The organism is Sinomonas sp. P10A9 (assembly GCF_041022165.1).
GTDB lineage: Bacteria > Actinomycetota > Actinomycetes > Actinomycetales > Micrococcaceae > Sinomonas > Sinomonas puerhi.
Genome location: NZ_CP163302.1, coordinates 3,835,330 through 3,849,626, shown reverse-complemented (window position 1 = coordinate 3,849,626; position 14,297 = coordinate 3,835,330). Strand labels below are relative to the sequence as shown.

The following is a 14,297-nucleotide window of genomic DNA, read 5'->3' as shown; positions in this document are numbered from 1 at the left end:
GTTGATCAGACGCATCTTTCGAGCGACGACGCAGGACGGCGGCGACCCGCCCCGTGTGGGCGAGCCGCCGCCGTCGTAGGTCGGCTGTGCGCGGGTCAGGCGCGGCGTCGGGTGATCGCGCCGTAGATCGCCAGAACCACGAGCGAGCCGAGTATCGCGACGATCCACGTCTGGATGTTGAAGAAGCCTTCGAGGCCGATGTGGAAGACGGTGCCGCCCACCCAGCCGCCCACCAGGGCACCGACTACGCCGAGAAGCATGGTGATGATGATCCCGCCGCCCTGGCGGCCGGGGAGGATGGCCTTGGCGATCGCGCCAGCGATGAGACCGAGAATGAGGAAAGCGAAGAAACCCATGGAACTACTCCTGTTCAGATGATGATTCAGGTGAACTCTGTGTGTGAGCGGACGCGTCCGGTGCTGCTCAGCGATCCAATTCTTCGCCGAGACCCATGGTTTGTCGTCCTCCCATCAGTGGAAGGGCCGGTTGCCCCTCCCTCGCTCGTGTCGGATTCTGTTCGAACGAGACATAAGTTTTGGTGCATTCTGGGCGGTTTCGCAAATCGGGGCGCACACGCGCACGACGGCGGCGGCCCGCCTGGGTGGGCGGGCCGCCGCCGTCGTGGGTCGGCGCAGCGGGGTTCTGAATCGGTTATCCGACCGGCTGCTTGAGGGCGGAGAGCACATGCTGGAGCCGGGCGAGGTCCTCGGGGTTGAGGTCGGCGGTGGGGCGGCGGGCCGCGCCGGCGGGGAGCCCCTGCAGGGCCAGCCCGGCCTTGACGGCCGGGATGAACGGCACCGAGAGGAGCGCGTCGATGACCGGGTACAGAGACTTCCAGCGCACACGTGCCCCCGTGAGGTCGCCCCCGGCGATGAGGCGGCTGACCGCGACGATCTCCTCGGGAACCACGTTGGCGGTGCCGGCCATGACGCCGGCCGCGCCCTCGACGAGGGCGCTGTAGAGGTAGGCGTCCCAGCCGATGAACGTGCCGATGACGTCGCTGTGGTGGTGGATCAGCTGGAGGGCCTGCTCCCAGTTCGCGCTCGAGTCCTTGATGTAGCGGATATTCGGAACGTCCTCGGCCAGCGAGCGGACCGTCGCCGGGTCGAGGTTCACCCCGGTGACGGCCGGGATGTTGTAGAGCATGACCGGCAGGTCCACGGCCCCGGCCACGTCCTTGATGTAGGCGACGGTCTCGGCCACCGAAAGCGGCTCGTAGTACGGGGTGATGAGCATGAGCACGTCCGCGCCCGAGGCCTGGGCGGCCTTGGAGAGTCGGACGGCCTCGCGGGTGGAGGTTGCGCCGGTCTGGGCGATGACCGGGACGCGCCCGTCGGTGTGCTCGATGACCGTGTCGATGAGGAGCAGGCGCTCCTCGGATGAGAGGGCCCCGACTTCGCCGGTGGAGCCAGCGGCCACGACGCCGTCGACGCCGGCGTCGATGGAGCGGTCGACGACCCGGCGCAGGGTGGGGACGTCGATGGCCTCTTCGGGGCCGAAGGGGGTGGAGAGGGCGGTGAGGACGCCGCGGAGGTCACGGGACATGGAGGGTTCCTTGTTCTGGGGTGGTGAGCGGTTCTGGAGTTCGTGAGGTGGCGCCAGGTTCAGGCCGCGTCGTTGGAGACGCCTGTGGAGACATCCGAGAGGGGGTGCGTCTGCCGCTGCGTGGCCAGGAGGCTCGCCGCCTCCTGGGCTGCCGAGAAGCCGGAGGTGATCGAGCTCTCGGTGTAGAGGGTGCCGAGGTAGTCGCCGGCGAGGAACACACGGTCGGCGCCCCGCATGAGCGTCGACTGGATCTTGGCCCGGCCGGGGAAGCAGTACGGGGAGGCGACCTTCCACCGGTTCGCCTTGGCCTCGACGACGCTCTCGGCGAAGCCGTGGCCGAGGATCGCATCGAGGTCGGAGAGGTGGGTCTGGATGACCTCCTCGTCGCTCTTCTCCAGCAGTGCGCGTCCGAGGCTCGCGGGGGAGAAGGTCATGAAGCTGCCGCCCGGCTTGCGTTCGGACTCGGCGCCGCGCACGATGCTTGCCTGGTTCAGCGCGATCGCGAACGAGCGCTTGGGCGCCGCAATGGCGTAGATGTCGTCCCACGGCCGTGCCGAGGTCTCGTTCGTCAGGAAGGCCGTGCTCACGTGCGGGCCGTACTTGATCTGGCCGAGCGCGCCCCGCAGGTCCTCCGGGAGGTCTACCCCGATTCGGTGCGAAACGTCCGCGGTCGTCGCGAGCACGACGGCGCGCGCCTCCACTTCGCGGTCCACGCCGCCCTGGCTGTACCGCACGAGGACGGAGTTCTTCCGGTGCACGACTTCCTGCACCGTGGCGCCGAGCTGGATGCGGTCCCCGAGCGCGGCCGCGACCGACTCGGTCAGTGTCGAGGGTCCGCCCACGATGCCGCGGTTCAGGCCCTGGCCGAAGCCGAGGACCAGGCTGAAGTAGCCGATTCCCGCACCAGCCGAGATCTGGTCCATGTCTCCCGCCGAACGGGTCACGGTGGTCTTGAAGAGAGCGGCGGCATCCTCGGGGAGGTCCCCGATGAAATCGAGGAACGAGCTGTCGTTCTCGAAGTCGTAGATGCGCTGCTGGCGCGTGGCGCCCGATTCGCCCGCCCGCTTGCGTACCACTCCGGTGTACTTGGCGACGCCGGCCACGACCTTGATGCCGGCGCGCATCGTGGCGATGCGGGAGGACAGCGGCATCGGGATGCGGAACGGGTAGGTCGCGATGTGCCCCTCGCGGATGAACTTCCCGTTCATCGCCAGGGCCTGGAGCGAGCCGGGGATTTCCACGGCTGTGACCCCGACCTCGTTCAGCAGGGCGTCGGTGGACGATCCGGGCCCCGCGAAGACGTGACCTCCCCAGTTCATCCAGTAGGCACCGCGCCGCTCCGAGCGGATCCTCCCGCCCACCCGGCCCTCCGACTCGAGCAGGACCGTGTCCCAGTGGCGCAGCCGCCATCCCGCAGAGAGGCCGGCGAGTCCAGCTCCGACGATGACTACATCTTTCATGTTCGTGACTTTCCTTTGTCGAGGGGACGTCTCGGGGACGGCCTGGAGGGTGCTTGGTCTAGGAGCGGACGAGCTTCCGGGCCCCGGCCGGCTGAGCAGCCGCGCCGGCGAGGGACGCGCTCTCACTCAGGGACAGGCCACGGGTCTCGGGGGCCCAGAAGACGGAGATCGCGGCGCCGAAGAGGGTGATGCCGGCGGCGATGAGCATCGTGGTCCCGATGCCGAGGCTGTTGAGTGCCACGGGCACGAGGAACGTGCCCACGGCGGCGCCGATGCGACTGAGCGAGGACGCCAGACCGACGGCCGAGCCGCGGATCTCGGTGGGGAACAGCTCGTTGGGGTAGACCCACTGCATGATCTGCGTGCCGCCAATGAGGGTTGCGTAGCCGATGAAGAGGACCATGACGATCGCCGTCGGCGCGCCGGGGAACAGGCCGAGGAGCGCCAACGCGACCCCGGACCAGAGGAAGCTGTGGATCATGAGGGGGCGGCGTCCCATCCTGTTCACCACGAAGACGGCGATGACGCAGCCGACCATGAACATCACGGTGATGAGTGCCGAGCCCCACTGGGCCATGTCGCCGTCGAGGTGAAGCGCGCCGAGGATGGCAGGAGCGAAGGCGTAGACCGCGAACAGCGGGATGATCGAGGCCGTCCAGAAGACGGCGATGAACAGCATGCGCCCGCCGTAGCCTGAGCGGAGGAGTGCCCGGACGTTGAGGTTCTCCTTCACCTCGTCGGGGAGGTCGGCGATGCTCACGCCCTCGCCGTAGACCTGCCGGAGCACGGCGTTGGCCTCGTCGATGCGCCCACGGCTCGCGAGCCATCGCGGCGATTCGGGCGTCCCGATGCGGGCAAGGACGATCAGCAGCGCGGGCAGCGCGGCGCTGGCCAGCATCCACCGCCAGCCGTCCGGGCCGAGGTTGGTGAGCATCTCACCGAAGATGTAGGCGGCGGCCGCGCCGACGAACCACATCGTGACGTACAGGCCGAGCAGCGGCCCGCGGTACTTCCTCGGTGCGAACTCGGCGAGCAGCGACGTCGCTATGGGGTAGTCCGCGCCGACCGCCACTCCGATGAGCAGGCGGAGCACGATGAGCCACACGACGTCGCCCACGAAGAACTGGGCCGCGGAGAAGGCGATGATGGCGACGAGGTCGATCGTGAACAGCATCTTCCGGCCGAAGAGGTCGGTCAGGTAGCCGCCGGCGAACGCGCCGAGCAGGATGCCCAAGAGCGTTGAGGCCCCGATGAGGCCCTGCTCGGTCGCGTCCAGATGCCACTGGCCCGTGAGCTGCGCCATTGCAACTCCGATGATGGACAGGACGTAGCCGTCGAGGAACGGGCCGCCCGAGGAGAACAATGCGAGCTTCTTGTGGAAGGGGGACAGTGGTGCGTCGTCCAACGGATTGGTGGTCATCGAGAACTCCTGGTCGATGTAGCGCGGGGTTCGATCGTGATTCGAGGGGCTCCGGTGCGCCGGAGCCGATGCGCTGGTGCGCTGAAGGGCTGGGGCGACGTGCCGGTGATCTCTCGCTGTTGTGAAGCACGTCTCATCTACAAAGATAGGATTCGATCAAAGATCTAGCAAGCCTTTTGATCAAAAAATTGCAGCAGGTTCTGCTGGCTGCGCAGCGTGGGATGAGAGCATGCCTTCGGCGGACGACGGCGCGTGCGGACTTCCGGGGCGCGCTGACGTCCCGCCGGGTCCGCCCTGTGGGGCTAGTTGCCGCTGCGCTGGGCCGCGAGGAGGGCCTTGATGCGGTTCGTGGCGTTGACGAGCGAGGCGTCGTTGACCGCCGCGCCCGAGATGGCGTCCCGGTTGCGGGCGGCGGTGATGAGTGACTGCTGGTACCGCCACAGCGAGTCGTCGCCGACGGCGTCGAGGGTGCCGGTGGCGCCCACGATCTTGTAGGCCCGGCACTGGAGCCAGAGGTTCTGGATCATCTTCACGAGCAGCGGGTTGTCCGAGGCGCTGTAGAGGATGGTGAGGAGCGATTCGTCGTGGTCCAGGAGGTCCACGACCCTGCGTTCTCGGATTGCCTCGCGCATGAGGTCGTACTCCGCCTGCATCCTGTCGCAGTCCTCATCCGTGACGTGCTCGCTGCCCAGGCGCGCCGCCTCGACTTCGAGCAGGCGCCGGATGTCGTAGACATGGACGAGCTCCTCGAGCGTGAGGGCCTTGACGACCGCGCCCTTGTGGGGTTCGCGTTCAACCATCCCGGCTTCCTCGAGCCGTCGGATCGCCTCGCGGACCGGCATCGCGCTCGTTCCCACCTGTTCGGCGAGCTCGCGCACCGTGAGCCGAGACCCAGCGGGCAGATCCCCGTTGAGGATCGCGGCGTGAAGCGTCGCATAGACCTGGTCGGTCAGCAGCGCCGGCTCGGCCCGCTTGGAAATCGGCATGGATCAAATATATCGGCGGATCTCCGCCGCGCTGCGTGAACCACGCCGCCTCAACGGACGACTCAACGAACGGCCCCGGCGGAGATCAAGCATTGATCTTTGATCGAATCCAACTATGATGGTGATCACACGTCGAGACGACAGCACCCGCAGCCGGGAGCGCACGGTTCGCCCGACTGCCCCGACCCTCTTCGAGCCAAGGACGACATCCGATGACAGTTTCAGACCAGACGGCGTTCACGCTCCGGCGAGCTTACGGAGCGGCCCACCTCCTGAATCCCGGTGACCTGCCGCCGGCGCAGCACTTCATCGACGGCGCATTCAGGGAGACTCCCGGCGGGGATCTCGTGGACGTCGTGGACCCGTGCTCGGAGGAGGTCATCACCCGGGTCCCGGCGGGCACCGCGGCTGACACTGACGCGGCGGTCGCCGCCGCGGCCGCCGCAAAGGCCTCGTGGGGCCGGATGGTCCCGAGGGAGCGCTCCGGGGTCCTGCACAGGATCGCGGACCGGCTGGCCGAGCACTACGACCTCCTCGTCCGCCTCGAGTCCGCGGACACCGGCAAGCCCTTCGCGGTCTCCCGGGACGACGTGGACAGCGCGATCGACACGTTCCGGTTCATGGCCGGGGCACTGCGGGCAACCACGACAATGGCTGCGGGCGACTACGTCGAGGACCACCTCTCCGTGATCCTGCGCGAGCCCCTCGGCGTCATCGGGGTCGTCACCCCGTGGAACTACCCCCTGCTCATGGCCGCTTGGAAGATCGCTCCGATCCTGGCGGCCGGGAACACCCTAGTCATCAAGCCGTCCGAGCAGACCCCGCTGACCACCCTGAAGTTCGCCGAGCTGACCGCCGACCTCCTCCCGCGAGGGGTCTTCAACGTCGTTGCGGGCAAGGGCTCCGTGGTCGGGGCGCGCCTGGCCGAGCACCCGGACGTGGACATGATCGCCCTGACCGGCTCGGTCGGCAGCGGCCGCGCCGTCGCCCGCGCCGCCGCGGAGTCCCTCAAGCGTGTCCACCTCGAGCTCGGTGGCAAGGCCCCCGTCGTGATCTTCGCCGATGCGGACGTCAAGGCCGCTGCTGCCGCCCTGCGCACGGCGTCCTTCTGGAATTCCGGCCAGGAATGCGGGGCTGCGTGCCGCGTGCTCGTGCACGAGTCCGTCGCAGAGGAGTTCACCGCCCACCTCGTTGCCGAGGTCACGGCCCTGGCCGTGGGGGAGCCGCAGGCCGGGGACGACATCGAGATCGGCCCGCTGTTCTCCAAGACCCACTACGACCGCGTCCTGGGCCACATCGAGCGCGCGCTCGCCGAGGGAGCGCGGGCCGCTGCCGGCGGTTCCGCGATCCCGGGACCGGGCTACTTCGTTGAGCCCACCGTCCTCGTGGACGTCCCCGAGGGCGCCGAGTGCACCCGCGAGGAGATCTTCGGCCCCGTGGTCACCGTGGAGACCTTCGCCGACGACGACGAGGCCATCCGCCGCGCCAATGACGTGCCCGTCGGCCTGGCCGCCTCGGTCTGGACCGAGAACGCCCGCCGCAGCCACGACGCCGCCGCCCGCATCGACGCCGGCACCGTCTGGGTCAACTCCCACCTGGTCATTGCCAACGAGGCCCCCTGGGGCGGCTTCAAGGGCTCCGGCTACGGACGCGACCTCTCCATCTACGCCCTCGACGACTACTCCCGCACCAAGCACGTAATGCACCACCACGGACATTGAGACGGGCACCGCAAGATGGGCACCGCGCTGAGGATGCGCACTCAGCTGCTGGCGTGACTGGACGCGCGACGGCGGCGACCCGCCCCGCATGGGCGAGTCGCCGCCGTCGTACATCCGCTGCTCGACCGGGCTCAGGTCCCCGGACTACTTGTCGGTGACGTCGCGGACGGCGTCCTTGACGTGCTCTCCGGCCTGCTTGACGCCGGCCTTGGCCTGATCGGCCTTGCCTTCGGCTTCGAGATCCCTGTTGTCCGTCGCGTCTCCGACGTGCTCCTTGGTCTTGCCCTTGAGCTCTTCGGCCTTGTTCTCGAACTTGTCTCCGAGACCCATAATGGTGTCCTCCTTCCGCGCGCCGGATCGGTGGCGCCCAGCGCGTACAGCTTTCTTTCCCCCTTGCAGGGCAAAGCAAACATGGCGCCCTTCGGACGAGCCGAGCGGTCAAGCTGTGTAGCCCGTCTACGACCGGGCAAGAGTGAGGGATGAAGCCCTCGAAGATGCAGCCCTCGAAGATGCACAGCACCCTTCCTCCCGAGCCCGGGCCACCGCGGGTCCCGCCGCGGCCCGGTGGCCCGGAAGACCCGGGCATCCCCGAGCCCGGCCCGGACACGTTCCCGCCGTTCGACCCCGATGGGCCGCTCCCGGGGCCCGGGCGGCCTTCACCGGGTGGGCCGGTGCCGGGGGAGCCCATCCCTCCTGACGGCCCCGTCCCGCCGGGCAGCGGCCCCGCAACGCCGCCGCGTTAGACAACGCCGCCGCGTTTTACAAATGCGGCAGCTGCGCAAGGCGGCGCCGCGGGTGAGCACTGGCTCGCGGGCGAGTACGGGACCGGCTCGTTCAAGCTCCGCCGGCCCGGGGCTCGAGCAGTCGGGACGCTGGAGCCTTAACGCCGCCTTCATGCCGCACTAGAGTTGGCTCCATGGCTGCTTACACGATCACTCGCAGCGCCTTCATCCCAGCCCCGCCCGAGGCGGTCTATCCGCACGTCGTGAACTTCCACGGGTGGCCGGCGTGGTCCCCCTGGGAGGACCTCGACCCCGGAATGGAGCGTACCTACTCGGGCCCCCAGTCTGGTGTCGGCGCCCAGTACTCGTGGCGGGGCAATCGCAAGGCGGGGGCCGGGAGCATGCAGATTCTCGAGGCCGTGGAGGCCGAGAGCATCCGCCTGCGCCTCGTGTTCGTCAAGCCGTTCAAGGCGGTCAACCCGACCGGCTTCACGTTCGAGCCCGACCATGGCGGCACGCGCGTCACCTGGTCTATGAAGGGCCAGAACACGGGGGTAGCCGCAGTCTTCGCGAAGGTCATGAACATGGACACGATGATCGGCAAGGACTTCGAGAAGGGCCTTGCCAACCTCGCCAAGGTGGTCACCGAGGGCCGCTGAGAGCGGCCTAACGGAAACCTCCCGTGTCAGCGGTTCTCGCGCAGGTGCTCGCGGAGCCCGGGGATCGCGAACCGCACGATCCCGTACCCGGCCGGCTCGATGAGGCCGGCGTCGATGAGCCGTGACCTGTAGTTGCCGATGGTGTTCGGCTTGGCCACGATGCGCGCACCGATGTCGCCTACCGACGAGGCGTCGTCGTCCTCGGCCATGGCCCTCAGGAAGTCGAGGTCGCGGTGCGACGCGCTCGACAGGGCCGCTTCGATGACCACTCGCTCGTTCCTGCGGTGTGCCGCCGCGACGGCGTGCTCCACATGGGCCGCCGTGAGTTCCGACGCCTCCTCCGCCTCCTGCCACAGGAAGTACCCGACGAGCTGGATCAGGAAGGGGTAGCCGCCGGTGGCTTCGGCTGCGGCCGCCGCCAGAGCGGGTTCGAGCGGAAAGCCTCCTGCGGCGAAGGTCTGTTCGTAGGACCGCTGGACCTCCTCGATGGATGCCCCGTGCAGATCGATCCTGTCTGCTCTCCGCAGGAACGTGGCCACCCCCTCGTTGAGCAGGTCGGAGACCGCAGCCGGGAGGCCCGCGAAGACCAGGCCGATGGGCAGCCCCTCCCTGATGAAGTGCTGCACGTCTGCCGCAAGCTGGGCGATCTCCTGCCGATCGGCAGCATGGATCTCGTCCACGGTGATGACAAGTCCCGTTCCGCGGGAGTCGAGGAGCCTCAGCAGGCGCGCCCCTGTCTCGCGCCACTCGACCTGCTTCTCCGGCGGGAGATGGGTCGTCACGCCGAAGCCGGCGACGGTCACCCCGGTGATCTTCCTGCCGGAAGGCCCGTCGCCGAGCTCGTCGGCGAACTCGCCCATGGCGTTGCCGATGCGGCCCAGGAAGCCGTGCGTCGCCGTCTCGGAGATGACGGCCCACCCTTGGGCGCGGGCGGTGTTCTCGGCGGCCCCGAGCATGACGGTCTTGCCCACCCCCCGCGCCCCGGTGAAGATGGTCAGGAGGCCGGGGGCCCCGGATCGGATCCGGAGCCCGTAGGCGAACTCGTCGAGCAGGCCCTGCCTGCCGATGATGTCGGGGGGCGTGGCGCCAGCGGTCGGCTTGAAGGGGTTTTCCACACGATCTCCTGTGAATGTCGGTGAATCCTGTGAATCTCGTGAATCTCAAGCCATCATAGGGTCTGCCGAGAGGTAACGCCACGGACCCGGCCGTGGCGTTACCTCTCCGCGCTGGCAGCCCCTCGCCAGCGCGCCCGCAGGTTTCTCAGCAGCTAGTCTTCGTCGGGTCCCTCCGCTGGCGCCTCGGAGTGGGCCCGGATCTCTGTCACGTCCAGGTCGGGGTCGCCCTCGGCCGGTGCCTCGCTGTGGATCCGGTCCTCGGCGTCCGGCTCGAATCCTGACATGTCTGTCGCCTCGGTTCTTGGCTGTGAGGCCGTGCCCGCGCGGCCGCACGGGTCAGTGCCGGCCTCCCTTCCAGAGTAGGCCGGGAGGACGCGGGGAGCGACCGCTCAGCCTTTCAGGCTCAGCACATCCGCGAGCGGCCGCCCGTTCACGAACACCGCGGCCCGCTGCGCCCCGGCAGCCGCCATCGCCGTCAGGTTGATCTGCGCCTCGGCACGCGGAATATCGCACACCCCGCCGAGGAGGAACGAGCCGGAGAGCTGGACGGTGATCGTGGTGCCGTCGAAGGATCCGCTCACGTAGGTGAGGTTCGACTGGTACAGGACGTTGATGAGCCCGGACTGGCCGATCGTCCTGCTGTGGTTGGCGAACAGCCTGTTGAGGCTCGGCCCCACCTGGTCGCGGAACGTCACCGGCTCGGTGTACGTTGCGACGGCGCTGTCGCCGCAGCCCACGGCCGGACCCGACACCCCGCCGTCGCCGACCGCGATGTAGTAGATCGTCAGCGGGGCGGTCTGCTCGGGAAGCTGGCCGCCGGTCGGCTCCGCTGTGGGCGAGGACGTCGAGGGCGCGGGAGTGCTCGGCGTCGGGGCCGTGCTGGGCGTCGGGGTTGTGCTCGCGGTGGATGGTGCGCTCGCCGAGGGGGTGCCCGTGGAGGACGACGGCGCGGGGCTCGCGCTCGTCGTCGTGCTCGCGGACGCGCTGGGCGGGACGGACTGGGAGGCCGATGCGGACGGTGAAGGGCCCGGCGACGGGGGTCCGAAGCAGCCCGCGAGGGCGAGAGCGGCAGCGAGTGCGGCAGAACCTGCAGCCAGCCGGATGGTCTTCATGGTGTCCCCCTCGGTATGGAGCCCAGAGTGCTTCTCAGCGTGGATGGGCAAGGTCCACGGTCTCGAGATGCTCGGGGACGCGGGCGCGCCACCCGAGCTCGTGCTGGATGCGGCGCCGCAGGGTGTCCGAGGCGCCGACCTCGCCGTGCGTCACGTAGACCATTTTCGGCGCGCGTGGGCACGTGCCCATCCAGCGCATGATCTCGTCGCCGTCTGCGTGTGCGGAGAGGTTGTCCAGACTCACGACTTCCGCGCGGATCGGCACGTCCCGGCCGTAGATGCGCAGGCTCGTCGCGCCGTCGAGCAGGGAGGCCCCGCGCGTCCCGCCGGCCTGGTAGCCGCTGAGCACGATCGCGTTCTTCGGGTCCTCTCCGTACGCCTCGACGTGGTGCAGCACGCGTCCGCCCGTGAGCATGCCGGACGCGGAGATGATGACCATCGGGCCGCCACGGAGGTTCAGCAGGCGCGAATCGTCGGCGTCGCGGACCATCTGGGGGAGCGCGTACATCTCGCGGAACTCCCGCTCGTTCAGCCGGTGCTCCTCGGGGTACTTCTGGTAGAGCTCCGTGGCATCCACGGCCATCGGGCTGTTGAGGTAGATCGGGATGTCCGGGATCCTGTCGCGGCGCCGCAGCCGCGCGAGGTGCAGCATGAGCGTCTCCGCCCGTCCCACCGCGAACGCGGCGATTACCACGACCCCGTTGCGCTTCGCGACACGTCGCACGACGTCGCCCAGCGCCTCCGTGGGATCGTTCCGGGGATGCGCCCGGTCGCCGTAGGTCGACTCGGTGACGAGCACGTCCGTCGGCTCGAGGGGCGCGGGCGGCTTCATGAGCGGATCGTCCTCGCGTCCGAGGTCCCCCGTGAAGTGGACCGAGGACTTTGCGGCTCCAGTGCCTGCGGTGATGTGCACCTGGGATGCGCCGAGAATGTGTCCCGCCGGGATGAACCGCACTTCGAGTCCGGGCCCGAGCCGGAGCGGCTCGCGGAACTCATGCGGGTGGAAGTACGCGAGCGAGTCGACCGCGTCCCGGGCCGTGTACAGGGGCTGCGGATCGCTGTGCCGCGACGAGCCGCGCATCCGGGCCGTCTCTGCCTCTTCCTCCTGGAGGTGCCCGCTATCCGGCAGGAGGAGCGTGCACAGGTCCGCGGTTCCGGGAGTGGAGTACACCGGACCGCGGAATCCGCGCTTCACGAGGGCGGGGATGTAGCCCGAGTGGTCGAGATGGGCGTGGGTGAGCACGACGGCGTCGATCGACTCGGGCGGGACAGGCAGGGGCGCTCGGTTGCGCTCGCGCAGCTTCTTGTAGCCCTGGAAGAGGCCGCAGTCGACGAGGACCCGCTTGTCCCCGTGCTCGACGAGGTACCGGGAACCGGTGACCGTATCCGTGGCGCCGAAGAAGCTCAGGTGCGTCCCGCCGTCGTGCGTCATGGCGAAATGCTAGGTGTGCCGACCGCCTGCGGCTACTGTCCAAAGACCCCACAGACGTCTGAAGGGCATGTCCTGGGAGCCACCTCAAGTGACCCCCCCAGGACATGACCCTCAGAAGATGACCTGCAGATGAGCCTGGTGCGGCGTCAGTTGGCCGAAGCGACCTCGGCCACGGCGACCGGGGCGGCGAGCGCGGTCAGGACGGACTTGATGCCCTCGACGACCTCAGAGTCATCCTTCGGCTCCACCTCGGCGAAGCGCGAGTAGGAGGCGCCGATCGCGAGCTTGGCGTCCTCGAGGACCTCGGCGCCGGCGATCTTGAGGGACTTGCGGACGTCGTCGTGTGCCCAGACGCCGCCGAACTGGCCGGCGGAGGTACCGATCACGGCCGCCTTCGTGCCGGTTGCCGAGGAGGCGCCGAACGGGCGGGAGATCCAGTCGATCGCGTTGTTGAGCACGGCCGGCATCGTGCCGTTGTACTCGGGGCTGACGAAGAGGACGCCGTCCGCGGCGGCGACCGCGGCGCGGAGCTCGGCGGCCTTGGCCGGGACCTTGCCCTCGACGTCGAGGTCCTCGTTGTAGAACGGGATCTCCTCGAGGCCCTCGAACGTGCTCACGACGGTGCCCTCGGGGGCGGCCGCGGCGGCCACCTCGGCGAACTTGCTGTTGACGGACTCAGCGCGCAGGCTGCCGACGAGGGTCAGGATGGTGTTCTCGGCCAAGGGGGCTCCTTACAGATTCGATGACCCGCACCAGCGCGGGCACTTCTGTGATGTGTCAACTTCCTGAGGTCGGGAGGCATTCCCCATCCGCTGTGTGGTCTTGGCCACAACGCACGACGGCGCCCCCGGGTAGGGGCGCCGCCGTGCCGGCCGGGATCAGGCCGGGATCAGGCCGGGACGACCTCGTGCCAGTCGCTCAGGAGCGGCAGGCCGAGCGCCTCCGAGACCGAACGGTGGACGACCTTCCCTGCGGCGACGTTGAGGCCGGCGGCCAGTACCTCGTCCTTCTCAAGGGCAGCCTTGACCCCGAGGTCCGCGAGCTGGATGCCGTAGCGGAGCGTGACGTTGGTGAGCGCGTAGGTGGACGTGTTCGGGACGGCACCCGGCATGTTCGCGACGCAGTAGAAGATCGAGTTGTGCACGAGGAACGTGGGGTCCTGGTGCGTGGTGGGGTGCGAGTCCTCGAAGCAGCCGCCCTGGTCGATCGCGATGTCCACGAGCACGCTGCCGGGCTTCATCCGGGCCACCAGCTCGTTGGTCACCAGCTTCGGCGCCTTCGCGCCGGGGATCAGGACGGAACCGATCACGAGGTCGGCCTCGACGAGCGACTTCTCGATCTCGTACTTGTTCGACGCGACCGTCTTGAGGCGCCCGCCGTAGAGGGCGTCCAGCTCGGTGAGCCGGGGGATGTTGATGTCGAGGATGGTGACATCGGCACCGAGGCCCATCGCGACGACGGCGGCGTTCGTGCCCGCCACGCCCGCACCGAGCACAACGACCTTGGCCGGTCGGACCCCCGGTACGCCTCCGAGGAGGATGCCCTTGCCGCCGTTCGGGGCAAGGAGCGACTGGGCGCCGACCTGAACCGACAGGCGGCCGGCGACCTCGGACATCGGGGCGAGGAGTGGCAGCCGGCGGCCATCCTGGACCGTCTCGTAGGCGATCGCGGTCACGCCGGAATCGAGCAGGGCGCGGGTGAGCTCCGGCTCGGCGGCAAGGTGGAGGTACGTGAAGAGGATGAGGCCCTTGCGGAAGTTGCGGTACTCGGAGGCGATCGGCTCCTTGACCTTCATGACCATGTCGGCGCGGGCCCACACGTCCGCGGCGTCCGTGACGAGCTCGGCGCCGGCAACGTGGTACTCGTCATCGGTGATGCCTGAGGCGACGCCCGCGCCGCGCTCGATCAGCACGGTGTGGCCGTGGGCCACGAACTCGTGCACTCCTGCGGCCGTCATGGCCACGCGGAACTCGTTGTTCTTGATTTCCTTGGGGACTCCGATGATCACTTTCGTCTCCGATTGCTCGAGGGGCCGGTAGGCCTCTGTTCCCTTACCGGGGGGCCGTTCGCTGGTACTTCAAGCGTAGGCCCGCTTGTGAGGCGTGTTACAGGTACGGTGGCGCAC

General features: G+C 68.7%; 14 protein-coding genes. 2 read left to right on the top strand and 12 right to left on the bottom strand.

Annotation, left to right across the window (positions count from 1 at the left end):
* Window positions 1-95: 95 nt before the first annotated feature.
* The 5 genes from AB5L97_RS17635 to AB5L97_RS17615 form a co-directional block, all read right to left on the bottom strand.
* Entirely contained in the window at window positions 96-356 is a 261-nt protein-coding gene (locus AB5L97_RS17635; RefSeq protein ID WP_307956108.1) for a GlsB/YeaQ/YmgE family stress response membrane protein, read from the bottom strand.
* Window positions 357-651: 295 nt separating this feature from the next.
* Entirely contained in the window at window positions 652-1,545 is an 894-nt protein-coding gene (locus AB5L97_RS17630) for a dihydrodipicolinate synthase family protein (protein WP_369045644.1), read from the bottom strand.
* Between the two features lie 59 nt (window positions 1,546-1,604).
* Complete coding sequence (locus tag AB5L97_RS17625) at window positions 1,605-3,005, bottom strand: protoporphyrinogen/coproporphyrinogen oxidase (protein ID WP_369045642.1); 1,401 nt, start codon at window positions 3,003-3,005, stop codon at window positions 1,605-1,607.
* 58 nt (window positions 3,006-3,063) lie between these two features.
* On the bottom strand, window positions 3,064-4,425 hold the full coding sequence (locus AB5L97_RS17620; RefSeq protein ID WP_369045640.1) for an MFS transporter: 1,362 nt from the start codon (window positions 4,423-4,425) through the stop codon (window positions 3,064-3,066).
* A 302-nt stretch (window positions 4,426-4,727) separates the two neighbouring features.
* Entirely contained in the window at window positions 4,728-5,411 is a 684-nt protein-coding gene (locus AB5L97_RS17615) for a GntR family transcriptional regulator (protein WP_369045639.1), read from the bottom strand.
* A 212-nt stretch (window positions 5,412-5,623) separates the two neighbouring features.
* Here AB5L97_RS17615 and AB5L97_RS17610 point away from each other — a divergent pair, with 212 nt between their 5' ends.
* Window positions 5,624-7,132, top strand: a complete 1,509-nt coding sequence (locus AB5L97_RS17610) for an aldehyde dehydrogenase family protein (protein ID WP_369045638.1) — start codon at window positions 5,624-5,626, stop codon at window positions 7,130-7,132.
* A gap of 144 nt (window positions 7,133-7,276) precedes the next feature.
* Here AB5L97_RS17610 and AB5L97_RS17605 read toward each other — a convergent pair whose 3' ends face one another.
* The gene (locus AB5L97_RS17605) at window positions 7,277-7,462 is read right to left on the bottom strand and encodes a CsbD family protein (RefSeq protein WP_307956102.1); all 186 of its coding nucleotides are present in this window, start codon (window positions 7,460-7,462) and stop codon (window positions 7,277-7,279) included.
* 586 nt (window positions 7,463-8,048) lie between these two features.
* Between AB5L97_RS17605 and AB5L97_RS17600 the strand changes: the two genes are divergently transcribed.
* Window positions 8,049-8,513 (top strand): SRPBCC family protein, encoded by a 465-nt coding sequence (locus AB5L97_RS17600; protein WP_307956101.1) that lies wholly within the window; start codon window positions 8,049-8,051, stop codon window positions 8,511-8,513.
* Window positions 8,514-8,539: 26 nt separating this feature from the next.
* Here AB5L97_RS17600 and AB5L97_RS17595 read toward each other — a convergent pair whose 3' ends face one another.
* The 6 genes from AB5L97_RS17595 to ald all read right to left on the bottom strand — a co-directional run bounded on the left by AB5L97_RS17595 (window position 8,540) and on the right by ald (window position 14,180).
* Window positions 8,540-9,628, bottom strand: coding sequence for an AAA family ATPase (locus AB5L97_RS17595; RefSeq protein ID WP_369045637.1), 1,089 nt, complete (start codon window positions 9,626-9,628; stop codon window positions 8,540-8,542).
* A gap of 152 nt (window positions 9,629-9,780) precedes the next feature.
* Window positions 9,781-9,912, bottom strand: a complete 132-nt coding sequence (locus tag AB5L97_RS17590) for a hypothetical protein (RefSeq protein WP_307956099.1) — start codon at window positions 9,910-9,912, stop codon at window positions 9,781-9,783.
* Window positions 9,913-10,017: 105 nt separating this feature from the next.
* Window positions 10,018-10,740 (bottom strand): hypothetical protein, encoded by a 723-nt coding sequence (locus AB5L97_RS17585; protein ID WP_369045636.1) that lies wholly within the window; start codon window positions 10,738-10,740, stop codon window positions 10,018-10,020.
* 34 nt (window positions 10,741-10,774) lie between these two features.
* A complete protein-coding gene (locus AB5L97_RS17580) occupies window positions 10,775-12,172 on the bottom strand; it encodes an MBL fold metallo-hydrolase RNA specificity domain-containing protein (protein WP_369045635.1) in 1,398 nt (465 codons plus the stop codon).
* 146 nt (window positions 12,173-12,318) lie between these two features.
* Window positions 12,319-12,894, bottom strand: a complete 576-nt coding sequence (locus AB5L97_RS17575; RefSeq protein ID WP_307956095.1) for an NADPH-dependent FMN reductase — start codon at window positions 12,892-12,894, stop codon at window positions 12,319-12,321.
* A 167-nt stretch (window positions 12,895-13,061) separates the two neighbouring features.
* Window positions 13,062-14,180 (bottom strand): alanine dehydrogenase, encoded by a 1,119-nt coding sequence (gene ald, locus AB5L97_RS17570; RefSeq protein ID WP_369045634.1) that lies wholly within the window; start codon window positions 14,178-14,180, stop codon window positions 13,062-13,064.
* Window positions 14,181-14,297: the final 117 nt, after the last annotated feature.